General features: G+C 69.9%; 24 protein-coding genes. 6 read left to right on the plus strand and 18 right to left on the minus strand.

The features are described 5' to 3' along the window. Positions 1-35: 35 nt before the first annotated feature. Both GC203_RS13935 and GC203_RS13940 read left to right on the plus strand, forming a co-directional pair. A complete protein-coding gene (locus tag GC203_RS13935; RefSeq protein WP_293455479.1) occupies positions 36-416 on the plus strand; it encodes a type II toxin-antitoxin system RelE/ParE family toxin in 381 nt (126 codons plus the stop codon). Then, complete coding sequence (locus tag GC203_RS13940; RefSeq protein ID WP_293455481.1) at positions 413-724, plus strand: helix-turn-helix transcriptional regulator; 312 nt, start codon at positions 413-415, stop codon at positions 722-724. The genes GC203_RS13935 and GC203_RS13940 overlap by 4 nt, the downstream gene beginning before the upstream one ends. 7 nt (positions 725-731) lie before the next feature. On the opposite strand, the gene GC203_RS13945 is transcribed toward GC203_RS13940, so the two are convergent. The 17 genes from GC203_RS13945 to GC203_RS14025 all read right to left on the minus strand — a co-directional run bounded on the left by GC203_RS13945 (position 732) and on the right by GC203_RS14025 (position 13970). After that, positions 732-1415, minus strand: a complete 684-nt coding sequence (locus tag GC203_RS13945; RefSeq protein ID WP_293455483.1) for an LPD7 domain-containing protein — start codon at positions 1413-1415, stop codon at positions 732-734. Then, on the minus strand, positions 1405-3309 hold the full coding sequence (locus tag GC203_RS13950) for a type IV secretory system conjugative DNA transfer family protein (protein WP_293455485.1): 1905 nt from the start codon (positions 3307-3309) through the stop codon (positions 1405-1407). Before GC203_RS13950 ends, GC203_RS13945 begins: the two co-directional genes overlap by 11 nt. Continuing rightward, positions 3275-4276, minus strand: a complete 1002-nt coding sequence (gene virB11 / locus GC203_RS13955; RefSeq protein ID WP_293455487.1) for a P-type DNA transfer ATPase VirB11 — start codon at positions 4274-4276, stop codon at positions 3275-3277. Before virB11 ends, GC203_RS13950 begins: the two co-directional genes overlap by 35 nt. 4 nt (positions 4277-4280) lie before the next feature. Next, positions 4281-5348 (minus strand): type IV secretion system protein VirB10, encoded by a 1068-nt coding sequence (virB10, locus tag GC203_RS13960; protein WP_293455489.1) that lies wholly within the window; start codon positions 5346-5348, stop codon positions 4281-4283. Continuing rightward, positions 5345-6211 carry a TrbG/VirB9 family P-type conjugative transfer protein gene (locus tag GC203_RS13965; protein ID WP_293455491.1) on the minus strand — a complete coding sequence of 289 codons (867 nt, stop codon included), beginning with the start codon at positions 6209-6211 and terminating at the stop codon, positions 5345-5347. The genes virB10 and GC203_RS13965 overlap by 4 nt, the downstream gene beginning before the upstream one ends. Further along, positions 6208-6882, minus strand: coding sequence for a VirB8/TrbF family protein (locus tag GC203_RS13970; RefSeq protein WP_293455493.1), 675 nt, complete (start codon positions 6880-6882; stop codon positions 6208-6210). The genes GC203_RS13965 and GC203_RS13970 overlap by 4 nt, the downstream gene beginning before the upstream one ends. Beyond that, complete coding sequence (locus GC203_RS13975) at positions 6879-7088, minus strand: hypothetical protein (protein WP_293455495.1); 210 nt, start codon at positions 7086-7088, stop codon at positions 6879-6881. Before GC203_RS13975 ends, GC203_RS13970 begins: the two co-directional genes overlap by 4 nt. Beyond that, the gene (locus GC203_RS13980; RefSeq protein ID WP_293455497.1) at positions 7088-8017 is read right to left on the minus strand and encodes a type IV secretion system protein; all 930 of its coding nucleotides are present in this window, start codon (positions 8015-8017) and stop codon (positions 7088-7090) included. Before GC203_RS13980 ends, GC203_RS13975 begins: the two co-directional genes overlap by 1 nt. A 10-nt stretch (positions 8018-8027) precedes the next feature. Beyond that, positions 8028-8252, minus strand: coding sequence for a hypothetical protein (locus tag GC203_RS13985; protein WP_293455499.1), 225 nt, complete (start codon positions 8250-8252; stop codon positions 8028-8030). Next, a complete protein-coding gene (locus tag GC203_RS13990; RefSeq protein WP_293455501.1) occupies positions 8249-8956 on the minus strand; it encodes a type IV secretion system protein in 708 nt (235 codons plus the stop codon). The genes GC203_RS13985 and GC203_RS13990 overlap by 4 nt, the downstream gene beginning before the upstream one ends. Continuing rightward, entirely contained in the window at positions 8953-11346 is a 2394-nt protein-coding gene (locus GC203_RS13995) for a VirB4 family type IV secretion/conjugal transfer ATPase (protein WP_293455503.1), read from the minus strand. Before GC203_RS13995 ends, GC203_RS13990 begins: the two co-directional genes overlap by 4 nt. Continuing rightward, entirely contained in the window at positions 11339-11683 is a 345-nt protein-coding gene (locus tag GC203_RS14000; protein ID WP_293455505.1) for a type IV secretion system protein VirB3, read from the minus strand. Before GC203_RS14000 ends, GC203_RS13995 begins: the two co-directional genes overlap by 8 nt. Positions 11684-11687: 4 nt before the next feature. After that, on the minus strand, positions 11688-11984 hold the full coding sequence (locus GC203_RS14005) for a TrbC/VirB2 family protein (RefSeq protein WP_293455507.1): 297 nt from the start codon (positions 11982-11984) through the stop codon (positions 11688-11690). Beyond that, entirely contained in the window at positions 11981-12583 is a 603-nt protein-coding gene (locus GC203_RS14010) for a lytic transglycosylase domain-containing protein (protein WP_293455509.1), read from the minus strand. Before GC203_RS14010 ends, GC203_RS14005 begins: the two co-directional genes overlap by 4 nt. A 108-nt stretch (positions 12584-12691) precedes the next feature. Beyond that, positions 12692-12976, minus strand: a complete 285-nt coding sequence (locus GC203_RS14015) for a helix-turn-helix transcriptional regulator (RefSeq protein ID WP_293455511.1) — start codon at positions 12974-12976, stop codon at positions 12692-12694. A 127-nt stretch (positions 12977-13103) separates the two neighbouring features. Then, positions 13104-13355, minus strand: a complete 252-nt coding sequence (locus GC203_RS14020; protein ID WP_293455513.1) for a helix-turn-helix transcriptional regulator — start codon at positions 13353-13355, stop codon at positions 13104-13106. A 114-nt stretch (positions 13356-13469) separates the two neighbouring features. Beyond that, complete coding sequence (locus tag GC203_RS14025; RefSeq protein ID WP_293455514.1) at positions 13470-13970, minus strand: helix-turn-helix transcriptional regulator; 501 nt, start codon at positions 13968-13970, stop codon at positions 13470-13472. Positions 13971-14249: 279 nt separating this feature from the next. Between GC203_RS14025 and GC203_RS14030 the strand changes: the two genes are divergently transcribed. The 4 genes from GC203_RS14030 to GC203_RS14045 all read left to right on the plus strand — a co-directional run bounded on the left by GC203_RS14030 (position 14250) and on the right by GC203_RS14045 (position 17646). Next, the gene (locus GC203_RS14030) at positions 14250-14951 is read left to right on the plus strand and encodes a winged helix-turn-helix domain-containing protein (RefSeq protein ID WP_293455516.1); all 702 of its coding nucleotides are present in this window, start codon (positions 14250-14252) and stop codon (positions 14949-14951) included. 85 nt (positions 14952-15036) lie between these two features. Beyond that, the gene (locus GC203_RS14035) at positions 15037-15162 is read left to right on the plus strand and encodes a hypothetical protein (protein ID WP_293455518.1); all 126 of its coding nucleotides are present in this window, start codon (positions 15037-15039) and stop codon (positions 15160-15162) included. Between the two features lie 106 nt (positions 15163-15268). Continuing rightward, positions 15269-15913 (plus strand): lasso peptide biosynthesis B2 protein, encoded by a 645-nt coding sequence (locus tag GC203_RS14040; protein ID WP_293455520.1) that lies wholly within the window; start codon positions 15269-15271, stop codon positions 15911-15913. Continuing rightward, positions 15910-17646 (plus strand): asparagine synthase-related protein, encoded by a 1737-nt coding sequence (locus GC203_RS14045; protein ID WP_293455522.1) that lies wholly within the window; start codon positions 15910-15912, stop codon positions 17644-17646. The genes GC203_RS14040 and GC203_RS14045 overlap by 4 nt, the downstream gene beginning before the upstream one ends. Here GC203_RS14045 and GC203_RS14050 read toward each other — a convergent pair. Beyond that, positions 17579-20113: an alpha/beta fold hydrolase gene (locus tag GC203_RS14050; protein ID WP_293455524.1), complete on the minus strand. Its 2535-nt coding sequence runs from the start codon at positions 20111-20113 to the stop codon at positions 17579-17581. The two genes, GC203_RS14045 and GC203_RS14050, sit on opposite strands and share 68 nt — an antisense overlap. Positions 20114-20125 lie beyond the last annotated feature (12 nt).

The raw sequence follows: 20125 nt of genomic DNA on the forward strand, positions 1-20125 counted from the left end.
TATGGCCCGTGCGCCTGGGGGCCTCAACGTCCGGCTTGCGGTTTGATGTCAAATTTGCCATCATGACAAAAGCCAGAGATACACGGCCGATCGGCTGGATCAAGGCCGCGCAGCGCGAATTCGCCGAGTTCCCCCAGGATGCTCGGTCGAGGTTCGCCGGCGCGCTCACGATCATCGCCGAAGGTCGCAAGCCGGACATCGCCAAGCCCCTGACCGGGCTCGGCTCCGGCGTGATGGAGCTGGCGCTAAAGTATCGCGGCGACGCCTTCCGGGTCGTCTACGCGCTTCAGATTGGCGAGGCGATCTGGGTGATCCATGCCTTCCAGAAGAAGGCGACCAAGGGAATCGCCACGCCGAAGCACGAGATCGACGTGGTGCGAGAACGGCTCAAGAGACTGAGAGAGGCGCTGAAATGAGCGACGACCTGGAGCTGGTTCACGGCGGCGGCAATGTCTTCCGTGACCTTGGCCTTCCCAACCCGAACCTGGAGCAGCTTCGCGCCATCCTGGCGGCGAAGATCATCGGCGTGCTGGACGATCGGGGTCTCACCATCCGCAAGGCTCAGGAGTTGACCGGGATCGCCGCGGCGGACTTCTCCCGCATCCGCCAGGTGAAGCTCGGCCGCTTCACCGTCGACCGGCTGATGAACATCCTCGACCGCCTGGGCCAGGAGGTCGATGTGGCGGTCCAGGTCCATCCCCGCGCGGAGGCCGCCGCGGCCTGATCCTTCGCTACCTGTTCCGCTCGCGGCCGCGAGGCGTCCCAGGCGCGGGCCTCTCCATCCCCAATGGGCGGAACCTCGCGCCTTGCTGCAGGAGGTCGGACACCCGTTCACGGGCCTTGGCGATGATCCGGTCCCGGGCGGCGGCGTCCCTCAATCGGCTGCGGACGACCGTCTCGACAACCCGGAGCTGGTCGCGCGCGCTCTCAGCCGGCCGCTTCGCTTCCCGCACTTCGGGCCCGACCGGTGAGCGGGCCTTGTCGGCGCGATCGATGACAGGTCCGGCGCGCTCGCGCGCCCGGCGTCGATCCAGACGCCGGTCAAGCTCCTGGACGTCGCGCTCGCTCGGCCTGTAGCCTCGCACCTCGATCCCCAGTGTCCTGCCCGCCAGCCAGGCCTCCCGCCGGAAGCCGGGAGACCCGCGCACCGCCACGATCGTCCAGCCGCGGTGCTGGGCGATGGCGGCCATGTCGCGGATCGCATTGGGATCGGTCCTGACGGCGGCGAGCCGCCGCCCTTCGTCACGGAACGCCGGCGCCTTGACGCTGGCGTCCACATAGAAGCCCAGGCCGGCCCCGCCGCGGCCGTCGAGATAGTAGCGGCGGCGCAGCCGCTCAGGCACGTCGCCCTCGGCGGTCGAACGGCCACGGACGCCGGGGCTCAAGGTGTTCGGAACGGAGGGATCATCGGGCATGGTCGATCTCCTGGGCGGCGGGTTTGATGGAGGCGTCGATGAACCGATCGACCCAGGCCTCTACCTGGGCCTCGCTCGCGCCTTGCGGCGGCAGCGGTTCCAGGCCGGCGGCCTCGAGCGCGGGCGCCACCAGATCAAGCGTCAGGTCGTCCATGTCGCCCCTTGCCTTGGTCTGCACGCGCGGCGCCGGCTTTGCGGGTGCTGGAACCCCCAGCGCTTTCGGCTGGGGGGCGCCGACGCCGGGATGGGCGTCCACCGTCGGCGGCGGCCGGACACGACGCGCGAATGCGCGCTCGCGCCAGTAGACCACCTTGCGCCCCCGCGCGGGGGGCATCCCGGCGCGCAAGACCAGAAGCCGGCTCGGCGGCATCTGGATCAGCTCCTGCGGCAACATCAGCGCACGCCGCTGGTCGGACTCGGTGGTGCTGCGATGTCCGGCCGAGAGCAGCGTCGGACGGCTGCGCGAGCGCCCCTGATAGGTCCAGTAGCCGAGGCGTTCGGAGAGGTCCTGGGCCACCTTCAGTTCCTTCGGCGCAAACGCGATCTCCACGCCGCAGTTGGCCATGATCTCTTCGGCAAGGTCCTGCCCGTACTCGGCGCGGAGCTGCGCCGGGCTCTGGAGGACCGGCAGGAGCCGCAGGCCATAGCCCGCCACATAGGAAAAGCTGCGGGCGAGCACGGCGGCGTGACCCAACCTGGCGAACTCGTCCATCAGCATCAGGACCGGGACCGAATGCTTGCCATCGCCCGGAAGCTCGCGGGTGTTGAGGTCCACGAGCTGTTGCAGCAGCAGGCCATACAGAGGCGCGACCCTGGCGAGGTTGTCGGGCGAGACGCATAGATAGAGCGAGATCCGACGCTCCCGAAGGTCGCGCAGGTCGAAGTCGCTGGCCTGCGTCGCTGCGCAGACGCGCGGGTTGAGCCATAGGCCGAGCCGGCTGGTGATGGTCTGCTTCACCCCGGCGAAGGTGTTCTCCGAGGCCGAGCAGAAGTCGGAAAGCGCATTGGCGCAACCCGCCGAGAGCGGCCTTCCCGCATCCGCGCAGGCGGCCATGACCGCCGGCAGGCGGGTCTTGGGATCGCCCTCGGTCAGTTCCGCGTAGATCGCCCCGAAGCTGAACGACAGCTCGGGCGTCTCGGCCACGTAGGCGCCCACGCCGATCAGGCCGGTCCGTGCGGCCTCGGCCCAGAACGGGTCGGCGTTATGTGGCGCCGGAAACAGCATCACCGCGAGCTTCTGCAGTTCGTCCAGCACGGCGATGGGATCGGCCCTGTCGATGTGGCCCAGCGGATTGAACCGCGCGGTGCGGCCGTCCGGGTCCAGGGGATCGAACAGAACCACCTCCTGGCCATGGGTGGCGCGGAAGCCCGCTGTGGCGGTCCAGTTCTCCCGCTTCACGTCCAGGACCACGACAGAGTCCGGCCAGGTCAGCAGGTTCGGGATGACCACGCCCACGCCCTTGCCCGAGCGCGTGGGCGCATGGAGCATCACGTGTTCCGTCCCTCCGAAGGTCAGCAGGCGGCCGCCGCTCCAGCCGAGCACGACGCCCTGGCGGGCGCGCAGACCGCCCTGCGTCAGCTCGGTCTCGCTCGCCCAGCGCGCCGCGCCGTACAGCGGCGGGCGAAGGCTGCGCCCAACGCCAAGAACGATGGACGCCGCCAGGCCGAGCGCCGAGGCCAGGCCGACGCCGGCCCAGCGGCGAACCTCCGGATCACCGCGGAAATACCAGAACCAGCCGGGGATCGCGGCGAGGTCGATGTCGGCGGAGAGCCGTTTCAACCCCACGAGCGCGACGACGATAGACACGGCCAGGACCGCCGCAAGCGCGCCGACGGCGAGTGCGGCCACATAGGCCGCCTTAAGCGGCCAGGGCGCGCTTGAGAACCGGGTCATACCAGACCTCGGAGATCCGGAACCGTCCAGCCTCGCGGCGCATCTGGACCACGACGTCGACCAGAAGCTGGAGGAGCGTGCGGATATCGCCGCGGGCCAGGTCCCGGCCACCCTCGGACTCCTTCACCAGCAGGGTCAGTTGCTCGAACGCCAGCATGGCGCTGTCGGCATGGATGGTGGTGATCGAGCCCGGGTGGCCGGTGTTGACATTGCGCAGGTAGAAGAACGCCGTCCCGTCCCGCAGCTCCTGAAGCAAGATGCGGTCGGGCCGCATCCGCAACGCCGACTCCAGGAGTTGCTTGACGCCGACCCGGGCGAGGCCCTGGCCGTCCTTGGCGTAGAGGAGGTGGACGGCGTTGCGGTGCGGCAGGATCAGCTCGCGGGCGTCTTCGATGGTCAGCAGCCTCTCCTCGGGCGGTATCAGCCGGACCAGGCCCTTGGCGAATGTGGTCTTGCCCGAGCCGGTGGCGCCGGAGATCAGGATGTTGCGGCGCGCCTGGACGGCCAGGCGGAAGAAGGCCGGCCAGTCGCCGGCGTCGCGCAGGGTCGTCAACCGCACCTCGGCCTCGGATAGGTCGCCGCTCGCCACCGCCACGGCGTCGAATAGCCCGGCCTGCGCGAGCGCCTCCAGGTCGAACGTGGCGGCCGAGGGCTTGCGGATGGTGATGGAGATGTGTTCGGCGGCCGGCGGCAGCACGATCTGGCATCGCTCGCCACACGGCAGGACGGTCGAGCAGATCGGCGTCTCCTCGGTCACGTCCTGCGTCGTATAGGCCGCCGCGGCCTTCGCCAGCGTCGCAAGCCAGGCTTCGGTCAGCTCGGGCGCCTCGCGCCAGGTCCAGCCGCCGGGCCGCTCGATGCCGAGCTCGCCGGGCCGGTTGACCACCAGCTCGGTGACGTCGGCCGGCTCCAGGGCATGCTGAAGCGGGGCGAGGTAGTGGTGGAGGACCGTGGCGTCCTGGCCCATGGGCTCACCTCGCCCTCAAGGCGTAGACGCCGGAGAAGTCGAAATCCTGGGCGACGAAGATGGAGACCTCGGACCCTTGCGGCTTGGTCAGGGTCGGCGGGATGTTGATCGAGCCTTGCAGGGCGATCGCCGCCGCGTCGGACGGCAGGCGCGCCGTCCCGGAGGGGGAGTCGTTCCCTGCGACCGCATAGACCCCGTCATCGACGACCGACAGCAACAGGGCGCCGCCGAAGCGGTCCCAGAAATGGGTGTCGATATCGCCGCCGAACCCGGCGCGTCCCAAGGGGTCGGTCGCGGGCGACGCCAGGCTGATCGCCACCCCGGCTGGCGTGACCGCGCGGGTCCAGAGCACGAAGAGCCGCTTCTGGCCCTGGCGCATTCCAGAACGGTACTCGCCCAGCACCCGCGTTCCCTTGTCCATGAGGACCACGGCGCCGTTGTCGGAATAGACGTCCCTCGGAATGAGGCAGCTCACATAGCCCGGCGTGGCGGTGTCCATCGCCGCCTGGAGGATGCAGGGAATTGCGGCCCCGGCGACGATCAGGAAGTTGCGGTCGGGCAGCCGGCTGGCGCGGGCCCGGCCGATGGCGGAGCCGCGCCGGAGCTGGTCGAGCTCGGTCGGCTCACGGGCGTCCGCCTGGCGCATGGACGCCGGCGCGTCGGCGGCCGCTGCGCCGCCGCTGCGGCTGAAAGCCACCAGGGGCGCGGCGCGGATCGCCGCCAGTTCGGCCCGTCGCTGCGCCTCGGGATCGGGGGCGCCCGCGCGCGGCTCAATGGCCGGGACCTCCCGGCCGTCGGCGATGGGCGTGAGGGCGGGGGCCTCGGGTCCCGACGACGCCAGGGTCGGTTCGGCGCGCAGCGGCTCGAACGGCACGACCTGGCGGGCCGGCTGGACCGGCGCGCGCTCGGTCTTCTGCCTGTCATGGCCCCCGGTGGCGGCCACGAACACGCCGCAGCCGGCGACCAGGGCGGCCATGACCACGGCCTTGCCGGCGAAGCCGGCGCCCAGCCGGCCGGCGACCGGCGAGATGGCCCGCTCGGCGGCGGACGGCGTCGGATCGGCGTCGGTCATGGCCTCGATCCTGGCTTGTCAGTGCGCTCGACGTCGTCGGCGGCCGTGCCGGTCCCGGGGCGGGACCCATGGGGATCGAACGCCTCGTTGTAGATGCACAGCACCTCGCGCCCCCGGCGCAGGCGCAGCTCGCGGGCGACCACGTGCACCACCACGAATTCGCCGCGGACGTCGAGCGGGACCAGGCTCTCGGTCCCGGCGGTCGCGACCTCGTAGAGGGCCGGAACGGGCTGATTGCCTGGGAAGCGCATCACCGTGAACCGGCCGTTGTCCGAGATCTCAGACGGCTGCAGGGCCGTCGAGCCCTGAACGGCATAGGCCAGATTGCGCCGGCCCTCGATCACGGCGCGCTCGAGCTTCAGCTCCAGCACCTTGCGCTCGATCGCCGCCTGTTCGGCGGTGAGGGCGGCGACGGCCCTGGCCGCCTCGTCCGCCGGGTAGCGGAACCGCAGGCCGAACACCGTGTCGCTCGTGCCTCGCGCCGACGAGCCCGCCCGCGTCGCCAGCTCGAAGGTGTAGTGGCGCGCCCCGCCCGGCCGGCTGGTGGTGACGAGGAGGTTCGTCGGCGCGCGCGGCGCCTTGGGCTTGACGAACAGGATGTTGCCTTCGGCCGCTACGTCCCAGCCGGTCGCATCGCCCACGGCGACGTGCTGGATCGCCTCGTCGGCGCCGAACAGGACCTGGGTCGCGGTGCGGAAGACACCGGTGATCCTGACCACCGCCCAGGGGTCATAGTCGACCACCTTGATCCGTGGGTCCGACGGGCCGGCCTTGGGGGAGCCCTGCGCCAGGGCGGCCGGAGCCGCTGCGAACATGGCGCCCGTCATGGCCAGGCAGGTCAGGGCTGCGGCCAGAGGTTTCACCGCGCCACCTCCGGATCGGCCCGGTAGCTCGTCACCTGGAACCCCAACGGGTTCTTCAGCCGGTCGCCCTCGGCCATCGGCGCCTTTGTGTAGAGATAGGCGACCGTTGCGATCCAGTCGCTCTCGGCCACCCGTGCGCCCTGGCTCACCGTGCGGTGGAAGCGGACGCTGGCGACGCCGTCGGCGACAAAGCTGATGGCTCGGATGTCCACCTGGGCCTCGCCCGCCGGGCCGAGAGCCACCTGGGGACTTTGCGGGTTGGTCGGGCGGAAGGCGTCGCCCCAGCGTTGCTGCTCTGCCGGGGTGGACATGATCGAGACCTGGCGGAAATTGGCTTCGGCCGCTGGCGCAAGCCAGCCCTCGCGGGCGCGGACGTACTGCGCCACGAAATGCTTGGTGACCGCCTCGTCGTAGGTCAGCGGCGTCTCCGATTTGAGCGCGGTCATCACGTCCACAGCGCCGGTCGCGCGGTCCACCCGCACGACGAACGGCTCGACGGTCTTCAGCGGCGCAAGCGCGGCGACCGCGCCCACGGCCACGACCGCGACCAGGCTGGCGAAGGCTGCGGCGCCCCAGGCGAGCCGGCGCGAGCGTTCGGCGGCGCGGACCAGGTCGGCGTTCCAGCTCCTGGCTTCGTCGAAGTACACCTTGAGATCGCGCGGCTGGGTCATTCGCCACAGCTCCGAGGAGCCGCCGCCAGGGCCGAGAGCCTGTCCGGCTTGGCCGCTGTGGGCGGCGCGGCCGGATCGAGCACCGAGCCATAGGGGTTGGCGGGCCGGCGGTGCTTGCCGTCGCACGCTGGCGCTGTCTCCTTGCCGAGGCCGGCGCAACCGGCGAGCGCCAGGACGACGGCCACGATGGGCAGGGCGGTGCGCATCACCGGGCTCCCGCCGGGCGGATGGTTCCGCCGCCACGCGGCGCGCTGCGGGCGGCCTCCTGCGGACCCTGCGGCGCGCCGGACCGCGGGACGCCGCGCACGCTGGCCGCGTTGGCGAAGTCGGCGAGGCCCGCGCTGGCGCCGCCGGCGATCCCGGCGGCGATGGCCGGGGTCTGGAGGAAGAATATGGCGCCCAGGATGCACAGGGCCACGAACAGCAGGCCCCCGGCCATCGGATCCCCGCCGTCGATCTGGCCCCACTGGTCGCCCACCAGCGAGAGGATGAGCTGAAAGACGACGATGATCAGGGCGAAGAGGACGAGGTAGTTCACCGCCTGGCTGAGCCAGCCGAAGAAGTAGCGTCGGGTCGCCTCGAACAGGGCGCAGGCGATGAAGATCGGGCCGAGCGCCACCAGGAGCGCCAGGGCGACCTTGGCGATCAGCACGACGCCGAACCCCAGGGCCGCCGCCAGGGCGCCGACCAGATAGACCACCGCCGCCAGTATCCAGGGGCCGAAATCGATCGGGGTAGCCCGCTGGGCGATCTTGTCGGCGAGGTAGGCGGCGCGATTGAAGAACTGATCGAAGGCCGCCCCCACGTCGGGCGCGCCGGCTCCGCTCACCGCCTCGGCCAGGGTGTTCGGCAGGACGAAGAACAGCGGATCGGTGACCCAGCTCGAATAGGCCGTGGTCGTCGCCAGCATGTAGATGATCGCCAGCTTGAGACCGCGGATGGCGAAATCCATGATCGGTTCGGAGATCGATCCCCGCAGGATGGCGAACCCATAGAGCAGAACGTAGAGCACGAGCGCCGCGCGCAGCGGCCCGGCGACCACGGCGATCGCCGCCGAGGTCCGCTCCCCCAGAAAGACGCCGAGCCTGTCGTCGACGAAGCCGTAGGCCGGCTGGAATATGCTCAGCGGCTCCACCGGCGCCTCCTCAGAAAACCCTGTGATAGGCGTTCATGCGCGCACTGCGCTGAGCGGCAGCCAAGCCGGCCAGGGCCTCGCCGCACTCCCGGCCGCGATGCGCGCCGGTCTCGCAGTCGGCGGCGACCTGTTCGGCTTGCCTGGGGTGCGCCTCGAAGTAGCTGGCGCTGCGCGGCGCCGGCGTGCAGGCCGCGAGCCCGGCCAGTCCCAGGACGGCGGGGAGGCGGCCGATCACGAGAATCCCCGCTTGTAGGCGGCCATCCGCGCCTCACGCTCGGCCATCATCCGTTCGCGCTCGCGCTGGGCCTGAAGCCTGTCCTCGGCCGCCTGGGCCATGGCCAGGCCCTGGAGCCGCATCTGGTCGTTGGCGACCATCGCCTGTTCGGTGGCCGCGCGGGCCTGAAGGTCGAGCACCGCGCGAGCGCTCGGCGCGCTGTCGATAGCGGCTTGCAGCGCCTTTAGGCCCTCGAGCCGCTCGGCCCCCGCGGTGGCCACCGCCTCGCCGAGCGCCAGGTCCCGCGCCGCCCGGTCGCCGGCCGCTTCGATCTCCGCGCCGATCTGATCCCCGTCAGCCGGCGTGTAGAGGCGTAGGCCCGCACGGATTTCATCGGCGCGCTGGCCGATCTTCCCGAGCGAGGCGAGATCGCCCTTGGCCGCCGCCGCCAACGCATCGATCTGCGGCAGGAACTCGCGCAGCTCCGGAACCCCGAGCTGGCCGGCGATGGTGCTGACGATCGACGCCTCGTTGAGGCTGGTGAACAGCTCCCGACCCTGCTGCACGCGGGCCTTCAGCTCATTGAGCTGATCCAGCGCCGTCTGCGCCTGGGCGATCAGCTTGGCGTAGCTGGTCGGGTCGTGCACGATCATTTGCGCCTGGGCGCTCGACGTCCCCAGGCTGAGGACCAGGGCGGCGGAAGCCGCCACGAGCATCTTCTTCATCGCATGGCCCTCCGGGCTTGGTGGAATGGGTCGAGCCAGACGGCGGGATCGTCGCCATGCTCGGCGCGGATGCTGTCGAGCAGGCCCACGGTCTCGGTGCGGCCCGAAAGCACGGCCAGGTCGTCGTCCAGGCCGTCGAGGCGCAGTTCGGCGACGACCGAGTCGAGGCCTTGCCGGATGAGGAACTGGCGGGACTGCGGGGCCAGCTCCTCGCGCACCAGGGCGAACTCCCGCTGCGTCAGGCCAAAGCCCTCCACATAGTGTCTGGCCTGGGCGTAGGGGTTGGGCAGGTAGATCTTGGTGACGCACTGTTCGAGGATCGTGTGGGCGATCTTAGACTCCATGGCGTCGGCCACCGACTGGGTGCCGAAGACCACGAAGGCGTTCTGCTTGCGAAAGGTCTTCAGCCCGTTTTTCGCCAGGTCCTGGAACGCCTCGTCGTCGAGCACCTTCCAGAACTCGTCGATGTCCAGCACCAGACGCCGGCCGTCCAGCAGGGCGGCCAGCCGGTGCAGCAGGTACATCATGATCGGCGTGCGGATCTCGGCGTGGTCCAGGAAGTGGGTGACGTCGAAGCCGAGGAACCGGGCGTCCAGCGAAAGAGCGTCGGCGTCGTTGTCGAGCACCCATCCGAGCGGGCCGCCCTTGCACCATCGCTCCAGCCGCGCGCCGGCCCCGCCGCCGTCGCGCTGGCCCAGCAGCGCCCTCAGCGCCGACAGCGACCGCTGGGCCGGGGGCAATGGCGCCAGCGACGCGATGGCCTCGTCTATGGCCCGCGCCTCCTGGGCGGTGAGGCTCCGATCGCTCGGCGTGGCGAGCTTGCGCACCAGCCCGGCCAGGAAGAGGCGGTTGGCGGGGGTGAAGTCCAGCGCCTTCAGGGGCGCGAAGCCGGTAGGCTCGCCCATCCTCAGGACGAGGTAGGTCCCACCGCAGGCCCGCACAAAGATCTCCGCGCCGCGGTCCTTGTCCACGAACACCATCTGCGGCCCGAACTTCTCGAGCTGAGCCAGCATGAAGTTCTGGACCACCGTCTTGCCCGAGCCGGTCGGCCCGCAGATGAAGGTGTGTCCGGTGTCGCCGACGTGGAAGCTGAAGTGGAACGGCGAGCCCGCCGAGGTGCGCAGGAGCGCGACCGCCGGCCCCCAGTGGTTCCCCTCGGCCTTGCCCGCGGGATAGGTATGGAAGGGCGCGAGGCCGGCGAAGTTACGCGAGGTGATGGCGGCCGGGCGCACCCGGCGGCTGAAGGCGCCCGGAAACTGCGCCCAGAAGGCCGCCTCCAGGGCCAGGTCCTCGCGCGCCGCCACTAGGCCGGCGTCGGCCAGCATGGCGCGGGCCGCCGAGAGGTTTTCGGCGAGCTGGCGCGGGTCGTCGCCATGGACCAGGACATTGGCCTGGTGATCGCCCATGGCGAAACGGCCGGACATCAGCTCGTCCAGGGCCTCGCTCAACCCCTCGACCTGCGAGGCCGCCCGGTCCCGGGCCGAGAGCATCTGGTTCTGCTTGCGCTCCATCACCGCCCGGGCGGCGGGCTTGGAGAGGAAGGCGAAGGACTGGCTGGCGACGAGCGGGAAGCGCGCCGAGAGCAGGCCGTTCCACAGGCCAGGCCGCGTGGTGGCCGGATATTCCTTGATCCCGAACATGCCCGCGTAGCGGGCCTCGGCGGCGTCTCGAATCTCCAGGGCCTCACGGCCGAAGATCACCCGAGCGGTGTAGATCGCCGATCCCAGGTGGCCGCGGATGAGCGGCACGCGCTCGCGCCGGCCGGTCAGCACCAGGCGCAGCACTTCCATGGGTTCGGAGAACCACAGCCCATTGTGCTGATAGAGCCCCAGCCGGCGGACGCCGTAGCGACCAAGGACCTGCGCCAGGTCGCGGCCAGCGTCTTCCAGGCGACGGACCGCGTCGCTCTCCTCGGCGACCGGGCGGCGGGGCCTGCCCAGCCATGCGCCGATCCGCTCGGGGCCATCGCGGCCCGGATGCAGGACCAGGGTGACGTAGAGCTCGTTGACGAACATCTGGCTCGCCCCCAGCCGGGCGCGGTAGCGGACGTCGAGGTCGGCGGCGAAGGCTGAGCGGAAGCGTCCCTCGGGATAGCCCCCGCCATCGCTCAGGACGTGCTCGCGACGGACGAGATGATGCCACACCGCCAGCCGGTCGTCGGCGAGGTTGCGCCAGGCGCCGTTGAGCTTGCTGTGCAGGTCGTTGATGTCACGGACGTCGGCGGTCTCGAAGCTCGCCCCGTCGAGCTGGAACGAAAGCATGAGCGCCTGGGTGTCCAGGGCGACGACATGGTCGGTGACGTGACGGGCGTAGGGCAACGATGCGCGCGGGTCGAGGTCGCGGGCGAGCGCCGAGGCCGCTGGCCGGGGCTGGAGAGCGAGCCTAGCCACGCATCGCCTCCTGCAGGCTGTAGCGCCGCTTCAGCGGCAGCGGCGTCGCCGAGCTCCCGCCCCAGGTCGCACCGTTGCGCGACCGGCCCTTGGTGTCCACGAACATCCACAAGACCCGGAAGGCGTTGTGGTCGTGCTTGCAGACCGCCTTGAAGACCACGTGCAGCACGGGCGCGATCAGCAACCAGGCGGGCGAATGCGCGGCCAGGAACACCGTGGCCGAAGCGATCAGGTTGAGGCCGACGGCTTCCATCGGCACGCCCCCGACCATCGCCGGCCGGGTGCAGGCCAGGAACAGTACGTCTTCCGCCAGGCGCTCCTCGGTGTCAGACGACATCGCCCTAACCCCCGCTCCCGCCCGTGATCAGATCGACGATCGCCGCGGCCGAGAAGATGACGATGATGCCGATGATCACCGTTCCGGCCCGGCGCATGTCCAGATGGCCGAACATCCAGGCGATGCCGGTGACGATGATGGCGATGATCGCCAATCCCCGTATGACGTTGCTGTTGAGCAGGTCGATGATGTTCTGGATGAAGCCGCCGATATCGCCGCCGACGCTCTGCGCATGGGCGGGGCCGGCGGCGACCGCGATCAGCCCGGCCAGGGCCAGCAATACAAGTGGACGGCGGCTCATGGCGCCTCTCCCGGCGCCGAGACCCGCATGACGAAGCCGGCAGGTCCAGTCTGGCCGAAGACGTCCCAGGACGCGGGCTGTGGATCGGCCGGCGGTGGCGCCGGCGACGTCGGCCAGGGCGGCAGGGCCTGGATCGCCGGCACGACCTCGACTGCGGCCCGCTCGACCTTGGCGACGTAGCCGTTGATCAATCCGCGGCGCGGGTCGCCGGTGTTGTAGCGGGAGAGCGCCCGGCGCAAGGCCGGTTGCGCATCGTCCTCGGCCTCGTACCCCGCCTGGAGCAATCGCGCTGCTGCGGCAAGGTTGCGACACGGATCAAAGGCCGTCTCCACCGTAAGGCCAAGCCGATCGAGATTCCGACTGTTGATCTGGGCCAGGCCGAGGTCGACGCTGCGCCCCTGCGCGATCAGGGCCGAGGCCTTGACGGCGGCATCCTTCGGCGTCGCGGCCCGCACGGCGATCCGAGGTCTGCCGTTCACGCCGATGGCCAGCGGATCGAAGCGGCTCTCGACCTGCACGACCGAAAGCAGGGTTTCGGCCGCCACGGCGGGTGCGCACTGCTGTGACAGCGCGAGGGTGTCGGCGAGGCTGAGCTCCATGTCAGTTGCGCTCCATGAGCCACATCATGCGGGGGTTTGGTTCGGCCATGAGGTTCACCTCCGGCCCGAAGCTTGACGGTGATGGGGCTCGTCGCGCGAGACGTAAGCCTACCTGGGGAGGCCGGGTAAGCTTACGGTGCCGTCGGCGCTGAGAAGGCCCAGATCACGGGCCTTCAGGACCGCTTGGATCCGTGTCTTGACGCCCAGGTGGCCGCAAAGCTTGAGGAGATGGCCTTCCACGGTCCGGTCGGAGAGGCCCAGTATGCCGGCGATGTCGCTGGCGCTCTTGCCCTCCTGCACCCAGGCGAGGCATTCGAGCTGGCGTTCGGTGACGAGCCACATGCGCGGGGCGTCAAGCCTTGGCGTCGGGGCGAGGTCGCGATCCACGGACATGAAGCGCTCCCACACGAGCCAACCATCTCGGGATACAGGCTCTCACGCCGATCCGGCGATGCGCAATTCCGCACAATTCCGGTCCGTAGAAGGCCCGATCCGTAGAACGACGGTATGACCAGACCGATCAGCGAACGCCGCGAGACGGTCTCGAGGCGGTTGCGGTGGTCTGGCTGATCAGCCCAAGCCGCAGGGATTCGGCGACGGCGTGCGTCCGATTGCGGGCCTGCAGGCGTGCGCACGCCTCTGCGACATACTGATCGACTGTCCGGGCGGAGAGCCCCAGGACCTGCGCGATCTGCGGCGAGGTTCGGCCCAGGCGCACCAGGTCGAGGCACTGGATCTGGCGCGGGCTCAGTTTGACAGCAATCCTTCTCATCGTAGCTCCGAGGATGCCGCGGTCGCGGGTCGGCCGCGTGGTTCGTATGCCGCCGGGCCGCGCGCGGGCCGCTGGGGCAGGCCGCGCGACCGCGATCTGTCCATGCCTTCGCGCTCAGTCCGGTTCATCGTCTTCGGGATCCTGGCTGGGTGACGCCGCATCCGGCGGCGCCTCAGAGAGCCAGTTGGCCGCCCAGGCGCGTCGTTGCTCGAGGAGCTGCGCCAGGCCCTCATAGGTGCGCGAATAGGCGGTGATCAGCGTCATGGCGTCCAATTGCTCGATGGCGTCGCCCACCTCGGCGTTGAACCGTTTCAGCGCCATTGCGTGGATCAGCATCAGCTTGTTGTCGCTGCAGTCCGCGGCGAGCCTGGGGCTCGCCAGGTAGAGGCCTGCGATCAGCGCCAGGGGATCGCTGTTCATGACCCGCGCGAAGAGGAAGAGACGATCAAGACGGATCTCGCTCTCGGCGGCTTCGAAGCGCTCGTAGGAGCGCAGCGACATCCCCATCGCCCGCGCCGCCGCCTTCACCGTCAGCCCCCGGCGATGTCGGATGGTGCGCAGGGTGGTGGCCAGAAGCTTGGTGAGCGTCGCCCGGTCAGGAGATGAGGGGAACATTCAGCGGCCGCCCTGAATCGATCATGTCTTGGTGCAATAAACCCATGCGGGAATCGGCCAACTTCAACTCGTCATGCGAGGGTATGATGCCGCGTCAGGTCTACAATGATCAATCGCTAAGTCGAGCTGTGTGTTCGAGCTATTGAGATACAAGTCCGCCACATTCTGGCGGTCTCCCCGCCATATATTGAATTAATGAGCGGCAGGTATCGCCCAATACGGAAAAACACTGTTCGGAATTGGCTCTCGACACCATTTGCGCGGTGACATCATCCTGATGTGGTCGATAAGCTGATCACTGACGGCTTCAATTATTCGATAGGTGCGTCCTTGGCGCGCAGTCGCGATCCATTCGGCACGGCCTTGGCGACGCTGCGAGGGCGCCTGCGAGACGGGGTCTATCCGCCAGGCGAGCCGCTGACCATCGCCGAGCTCGCGACGGAGCTTAGGTTCAGCACGACGCCGATTCGCGAAGCCCTGGCCTGGCTCGCCGGCGAGGGGCTGATCGACGATCGCCGGGGCAAGGGCTATTGCTGCTGGCGGATCGAGGTCGGCGACCTCATCGCCCTCTACAACCTCCATGAACTCTATGTCGACGCGGCCCTGCGGAAGGCCGAAGTTTCCCGAGGTTCCGCCTCGCCGACCCGGGCGCCCGGCGAAACCTCGCCCAATGCTACGATCGACCCTTCTCCCGCAATCAACCTGATCCGGACCACGGCCTCGGTCTTCGAGGATCTGGTCGCCGCGTCCGGCGACAGGCTGCTCGTGAGCGCGCACGCCTCGCTTTCAATTCGCCTGGGCAATGTCCGGCGGGCCGAGTTCAGCGTCTTCACTGACGGCGTGGACGAACTCCTGGGCCTGAGCCGAGCCGGGGAGCTCGCAACATCTGAACTGATCGCCGCCTATCATGAGCGGCGGCGCGAAAACGCGCTGGCGATCCAGCACGTGCTGTCCGATCAAAGAATATATTCTTATGTATAGAGAATATATGTTGAATATATACTACACTTATTCTCCTCCTATTCGACCACGTTTCTGTGGTGGTTCTGTCGAAAAGGAGATTCCAATGTCGAGGATCCGCATGCTGAGCCGGATCGGTCTGATCTGCTTCGGGGGCGCCAAGCGGCTGACCAAGGGTCAGCCCGAGGGTGAGCGCATCGAACCCCTGGGCGACTTCTACGACGTCGGCTGACCGCTCCGGGCCTGGCGTCGGCTCGGTCCGACGCCAGGCCCATCCCAACCATCCAGATTGAGCGGAGCCCTGGCGCATGGCCTGGAGGCTTTCCCCGAACTGCCACGTGGCGAAGGTCGGCGCAGATCTCGTCCTGCTCGACGCGAGCCGCGGCGAATACATGTGCGTTCCGCAGGGCGCCTCGACCTTGAGCCTGGATCCGGACAGCGACGCCATCGCTGCACCGGACGCCGAGGCGGGGCGCAAGCTGCAACAGGCGGGCTTCGCGATCTGGACCGCCGACCATGCCGGGGCGCCGAGGCGGCCGCCGCCGGCACTGCCGACCCGGGACCTGCCCGAGCGGTCGGATGTCGCCACAACGCTTCAGGACCTTCGCGATGTCGCATGGGCCTACGGCGCGATGACCTGGTGCTACCGGGGACGATCGTTCGGAGCGATCGTCGCTCAGGCGCAACGACTGGCCGATGCGCGGGGGCGCCATGACCTCAATATGATCGACATCGACCGGGACGTGAAAGTCTTTCGTCGGTGGCTGCCCTGGGCGCCGTTCCAGGGCGAGTGCCTCGTCCGCTCCTTCATGCTGCTGCTGTTCCTTCACCGCCGAGGCCGGGGCGCGGCCTGGGTGTTCGGCGTTCGAACCTGGCCGTTCTCCGCCCACTGCTGGCTGCAGGTAGACGACACCGTACTGGACGACCACAGCGGCCATCTGGCCGGCTACATGCCGATCATGGCGATCACGCCACGATCGTGACGCAGTATGTCGCCCTCTCCTGGGCCGAGGACGCCTCGCCGCCTCCGCAGGCGATCGGCTGGCTCAGGCGCACGCTGGCCGAGGAACCCGGCTGGCGCATCGTGCTGGACGAACCCACCCTGCTGGTCGCCGTGTCGGCGCGCCATCCGCTGGCCGTTCGCCACCTGAAGCCGTCCGGGGTCATCATCGGCGACCTGTTCGCTCGGAACGGCGGGGATGCCGGGAGTTGGGCGGAGGACGCCGGCCTTCGTGGAGGTGGCCACGACGCCGTCTGTCGGACCCTCGCCGACCGCTATTGGGGACGGTACGTGGCGATCCAGCGCGGCGGCCCCGCAACCTCGATCTTCCGCGATCCCATGGGCGCCCTGGAGTGCGTGACCTGGCGGGCTTCCGGCGTCGAGGTCGTCGCCTCGACGCTCCCGGGATGGCTCACGGCCGGCCTGCCGCCGCGCCTCGCCCTAAACTGGAGCGTGGTCGCCTCGCACCTGGCGCATCCGACCAATGTCTCCGGCCCGCTGGCGCTGGACGGCGTCCATGCGGTGACGCCCGGCGTCATGCGCACGAGCCGCGAGGAGGGCGCCGCCGAGGTGACCGTCTGGAGCCCGGCCGGCATCGTCAGGACCCGCGAACCGGACCTGGAGCCCGGCCGGCTGGTGGAGGTGCTCGACACCTGCGTGAGGGCCCTCGTGCGCGATCGCACCGTCCTGGCCGAGGTCTCCGGAGGCCTCGACTCCGCCATCGTCGCCACGGCCCTGGCGCGCGCGCCGGATGTGCGGGTCGCCCAGTGGCTGAACTATCATCTGGGCGACGCCGAGGGCGACGAGCGCCCGTTCGCCAGGGCGGTGGCCCGGAGGGCCGGCGTGACCCTGACCGAAGCGGTCAAGCCTGGATTCGCCATCGACGATCGCGCGCTTTCCGAAGTGGCCCATGGGCCTCGCCCCGCCGTCTGGGCGACGGACGGCGCCTATGACCGCGATGTCGCCCGCCGGTGCGTCGATGTCGGCGCCGAGGCGCTCCTGACCGGAAAGGGCGGCGATACGGTCTTCTTCCAGATGGCGACGGCCCTGGTCGCCGCCGACCACCTGCGCGCGCGGGGCGTCCCGGGGTTGTTCGACCCCGTCATCCCTGACGTCGCGCGCTGGACGAGGCGATCGGTCTGGGCGGTCCTTCGCGCCAGCCTCCTCGCGTCGGCGCCGTTTGCGGGTGCGAGCCGCGGGACGGCGGCGACCGCGCGGCATCCCTGGCTACGCGACATCGCCGATCTGCCGCCCGGCAAGCGCCTGCACATCCGCAGCCTGGCGAGCTGCCTGACCTTCAGCGGCGACTGCCGCCGCGCACAGGCGGCCCATCTCATCCACCCCATCCTCGCCCAGCCCGTCGTCGAGCACTGCCTGGCGCTCTCGACGGTCGTGTTGACGCAAGGCCGGCGCGACCGGGCCTTTGCACGGCGGGCCTTCGCCGATCGCCTGCCGCCGGAGGTGTCCAGCCGCTGGGGCAAGGGCGATGCGACAGCCTTCTTCGGTCGGGCTCTCGCCGAGCACCGTGACTTCCTGCGCGCCCATCTGCTCGACGGCCGTCTGGTGGCCGCCGGGCTGCTCAATCGCCGGCGTCTCGAGCAGGCCCTGCAGGAGGACAGCCTGATCTGGCGCGGCGGCTTCGGCTCGATCATTCACGCCGTTGCGGTGGAGAGCTGGGTGCGGGCCTGGGAGCGGCGGCTCTGGCGGCTTGGCTAGGCTCCGGCGGGCCAATCTCGGGCGCGTCGAGCGGTGTTGGCCGCCTGGGGGCCATCGTCACATCGAGCCAGCCCAGGACCCGTTCATAGAGGTCGCGGACGTTGCCCGGACTCGCGACGACGTGGCCCTCGCCCCAGAAGGTGACCAGAGCGGCGTCCTTCCCCTGCCGATAGAGGGCGGTGAACATCGCCTGGGCCTGGGCCAGCGGCACCGCATCCTGATCTCCATGGATCAGCAGCACCGGCGAGGTGATGCGGTCGGCCGCCAGCGCCGGGCTGTTGCGGTGGTAGCGGTCTGCATCGATCCACGGCGGGCCGCCCATTCGCGCCTGCCCCCCTTCAACCCAGCCCGCGCCCCAGTTGATCGATGATCCGACCTCGGCGTTGACCGCATGGTCCGGCGTCACGCTGCCCCAGTAGGCGACCAGGTCGGAGATGCCGGCCGAGGCGATGATCGACCGGAAGCGCGAGGTCTGGGTCGCCACGGCGAGCGCGGCATAGCCGCCATAGCTGTGGCCCCAGACCGCCACTCGGTCCGGATCGGCGTAGCCCTGAGCGACGACCGCATCGACTGCGTCGAGAACCTGGTCCGCGAGACCGGCCATCGGCTCGCCAGATGCCGCGCGCGGCAGGCTGGGGACCAGCACCGCATAGCCGTGGGCCGCGAGGACCTGGGGATTGGTGTAGAAGGTCGAGGCGCCGGCGGCGTACTTCGCCGGGGGGCTCGGATAGGTCGCCCCCGGATAGGGCACGACCACGAGCGGCGCGGGCCGGCCCGGCCGCCAGTCGGCCGGAAGATAGAGCCAGTGGGTTACGAGCCGCCCGTCCGGCGAACGGCCTGGGACCGCGCAGACCTGGGCGAAGTCGACATCGCCATAGGCCTGGTTCAGCGACAGAACCGGGCGGTCGGTCCGGCCAGCGGCCCGCACCATCAGGGTCGAGCCGCCATGGTCGTCCGATGTGGCCGTCACCAGATCACGTGGGCCGAGCGCGACGACCCTGGCCCTTGGCGCGTCGATCGGCAGGAAGACCTGCTTGTCCGCGCTGATCCGCCATAGGCCTTCGCGGTCGCCAAGCCGCCCGGTCGCCGCGAACCAGGCCCGCCGCGGAGCGCTGTTGGCCGTGAAGCGGACGCCGACGTCGAGTTGAGACGGTTCGACCGCCGACAGGTTTTCCGTCCGTCCGAGCTCAGCCGCGCGGCCTGTCCGATCGACCCGCCAGGCGCGCCCGCCGGCGATGAACATCAGTGCGGACCCGTCGATCGCGGCGGGGACGGCCGGGGGCGGCGGCGCATGCGCCGTGAGGTTGACCGGGCCGGACGGCGATACCCTGAACCAGTCGGACCGATCCCCCTGAGCTGTGGATCGCGCATAGACGATCGGATCATCGCCCAGCCAGTCGGCGTGGACCACGCCAATGCCGTCCTGGCCGGAGGTGATGGTCGGGACGGCGTCGCCGGTGTTCACGGTGGCCGCCGTCGCGGCGGCCGCGTCGATTCGCACCAGTCGGCCCTGCGCCCAATCCTCGTCCGGACGGCGGCGGGCGAAGATCAGCAGCTCTTCCGCCTTCGGAGACCACGCCAGGAGGTGCGTGAGCACGTCGCAGTCGGCGCAGGGGCTCGTGGCGCGGCCTGTGTCGAGATCGACGATCACCACGTTGCGGCGGCGAAGCGCCGAGCCGACCCGCAGCGTCGCGATGGCCGCCGGCTGGAGGTCGTGGAGTTCGGTCGCCAGGGCGACGTGGCGGCCGCTGGACGAGAGCTCCAGGTCGAAGAAGCCGCCCGAGGCCAGGAGCCGCGCCGAACCGCTGGGCGCGTCGATCCGCATCAGGCGGTTCGCCGGCGCCTGCGGACGCAGGCCCAGGAAGCGACCGCTGCCGATGGTGGTCACCGACGCGGTCGCGCCATTCGCGGTCAGGGCCCAGCGACCCGGCAATTGCTCCATCGCCTTCCAGCCCGCTCGCATATGCAGCGGCAGGTCGCCCGGCGGCCGAGCGATCAACAGCAACTCCGTCTCCGAGCGCCATTGGGCCACCCGTCCGAAGACCGCCAGCTCCGGCGTCAGGCCGAGCCAGCGCACCTCGCCGCTTTGGATCTCGACGATCCCGGCCTCCCATCGGCGGTGTCCGAAGCGGTAGACCAGCATGCGGCCGCCCTTGGGCGAGACCGGCCCGGCGACATAGCCGTAGCCTAGCTCCTGGGGCATCAGCGGTCGTGCGGGTCCGGCGCGCGCGAGGTCCACCAGATGGAGGCGGCTGACCCCGTAGCGACTGTAGTAGCCGGCTTCGAAGCGCGGCGCGTCGGCGTAGGGCCCCCGCCGCTCGACGACCAGCCAGCGGCCGGAGGGGTCGACGGCGATCTGGCCCCACTGCTCGAAGCTGAGCAGATCGTCCACCGTCATCGGACGCGCCGTGGCCGCCGAGGCGATGAATAGCAGGCACAGAACCGCGAGGCGCGGGAGCATGCGCATGGGAGCCTCGGC

It is taken from the genome of Phenylobacterium sp. (assembly GCF_016124325.1).
In the GTDB taxonomy this organism is placed as follows: domain Bacteria; phylum Pseudomonadota; class Alphaproteobacteria; order Caulobacterales; family Caulobacteraceae; genus Phenylobacterium.

What these genes read in the sequence shown, in the direction of transcription:
- GC203_RS14010 (WP_293455509.1), bottom strand. Translation starts at nt 12,583, where the DNA reads ATGGAGCTCAGCCTCGCCGACACCCTCGCGCTGTCACAGCAGTGCGCA.
- GC203_RS14035 (WP_293455518.1), top strand. Translation starts at nt 15,037, where the DNA reads ATGTCGAGGATCCGCATGCTGAGCCGGATCGGTCTGATCTGCTTCGGG.
- GC203_RS14000 (WP_293455505.1), bottom strand. Translation starts at nt 11,683, where the DNA reads ATGTCGTCTGACACCGAGGAGCGCCTGGCGGAAGACGTACTGTTCCTG.
- GC203_RS13970 (WP_293455493.1), bottom strand. Translation starts at nt 6,882, where the DNA reads ATGACCCAGCCGCGCGATCTCAAGGTGTACTTCGACGAAGCCAGGAGC.
- GC203_RS13950 (WP_293455485.1), bottom strand. Translation starts at nt 3,309, where the DNA reads ATGACCCGGTTCTCAAGCGCGCCCTGGCCGCTTAAGGCGGCCTATGTG.
- GC203_RS14025 (WP_293455514.1), bottom strand. Translation starts at nt 13,970, where the DNA reads ATGTTCCCCTCATCTCCTGACCGGGCGACGCTCACCAAGCTTCTGGCC.
- GC203_RS13990 (WP_293455501.1), bottom strand. Translation starts at nt 8,956, where the DNA reads ATGAAGAAGATGCTCGTGGCGGCTTCCGCCGCCCTGGTCCTCAGCCTG.
- GC203_RS13945 (WP_293455483.1), bottom strand. Translation starts at nt 1,415, where the DNA reads ATGCCCGATGATCCCTCCGTTCCGAACACCTTGAGCCCCGGCGTCCGT.
- GC203_RS14050 (WP_293455524.1), bottom strand. Translation starts at nt 20,113, where the DNA reads ATGCGCATGCTCCCGCGCCTCGCGGTTCTGTGCCTGCTATTCATCGCC.
- GC203_RS14020 (WP_293455513.1), bottom strand. Translation starts at nt 13,355, where the DNA reads ATGAGAAGGATTGCTGTCAAACTGAGCCCGCGCCAGATCCAGTGCCTC.
- GC203_RS14005 (WP_293455507.1), bottom strand. Translation starts at nt 11,984, where the DNA reads ATGAGCCGCCGTCCACTTGTATTGCTGGCCCTGGCCGGGCTGATCGCG.
- virB10 (WP_293455489.1), bottom strand. Translation starts at nt 5,348, where the DNA reads ATGACCGACGCCGATCCGACGCCGTCCGCCGCCGAGCGGGCCATCTCG.
- GC203_RS13975 (WP_293455495.1), bottom strand. Translation starts at nt 7,088, where the DNA reads ATGCGCACCGCCCTGCCCATCGTGGCCGTCGTCCTGGCGCTCGCCGGT.
- GC203_RS13940 (WP_293455481.1), top strand. Translation starts at nt 413, where the DNA reads ATGAGCGACGACCTGGAGCTGGTTCACGGCGGCGGCAATGTCTTCCGT.
- virB11 (WP_293455487.1), bottom strand. Translation starts at nt 4,276, where the DNA reads ATGGGCCAGGACGCCACGGTCCTCCACCACTACCTCGCCCCGCTTCAG.
- GC203_RS14015 (WP_293455511.1), bottom strand. Translation starts at nt 12,976, where the DNA reads ATGTCCGTGGATCGCGACCTCGCCCCGACGCCAAGGCTTGACGCCCCG.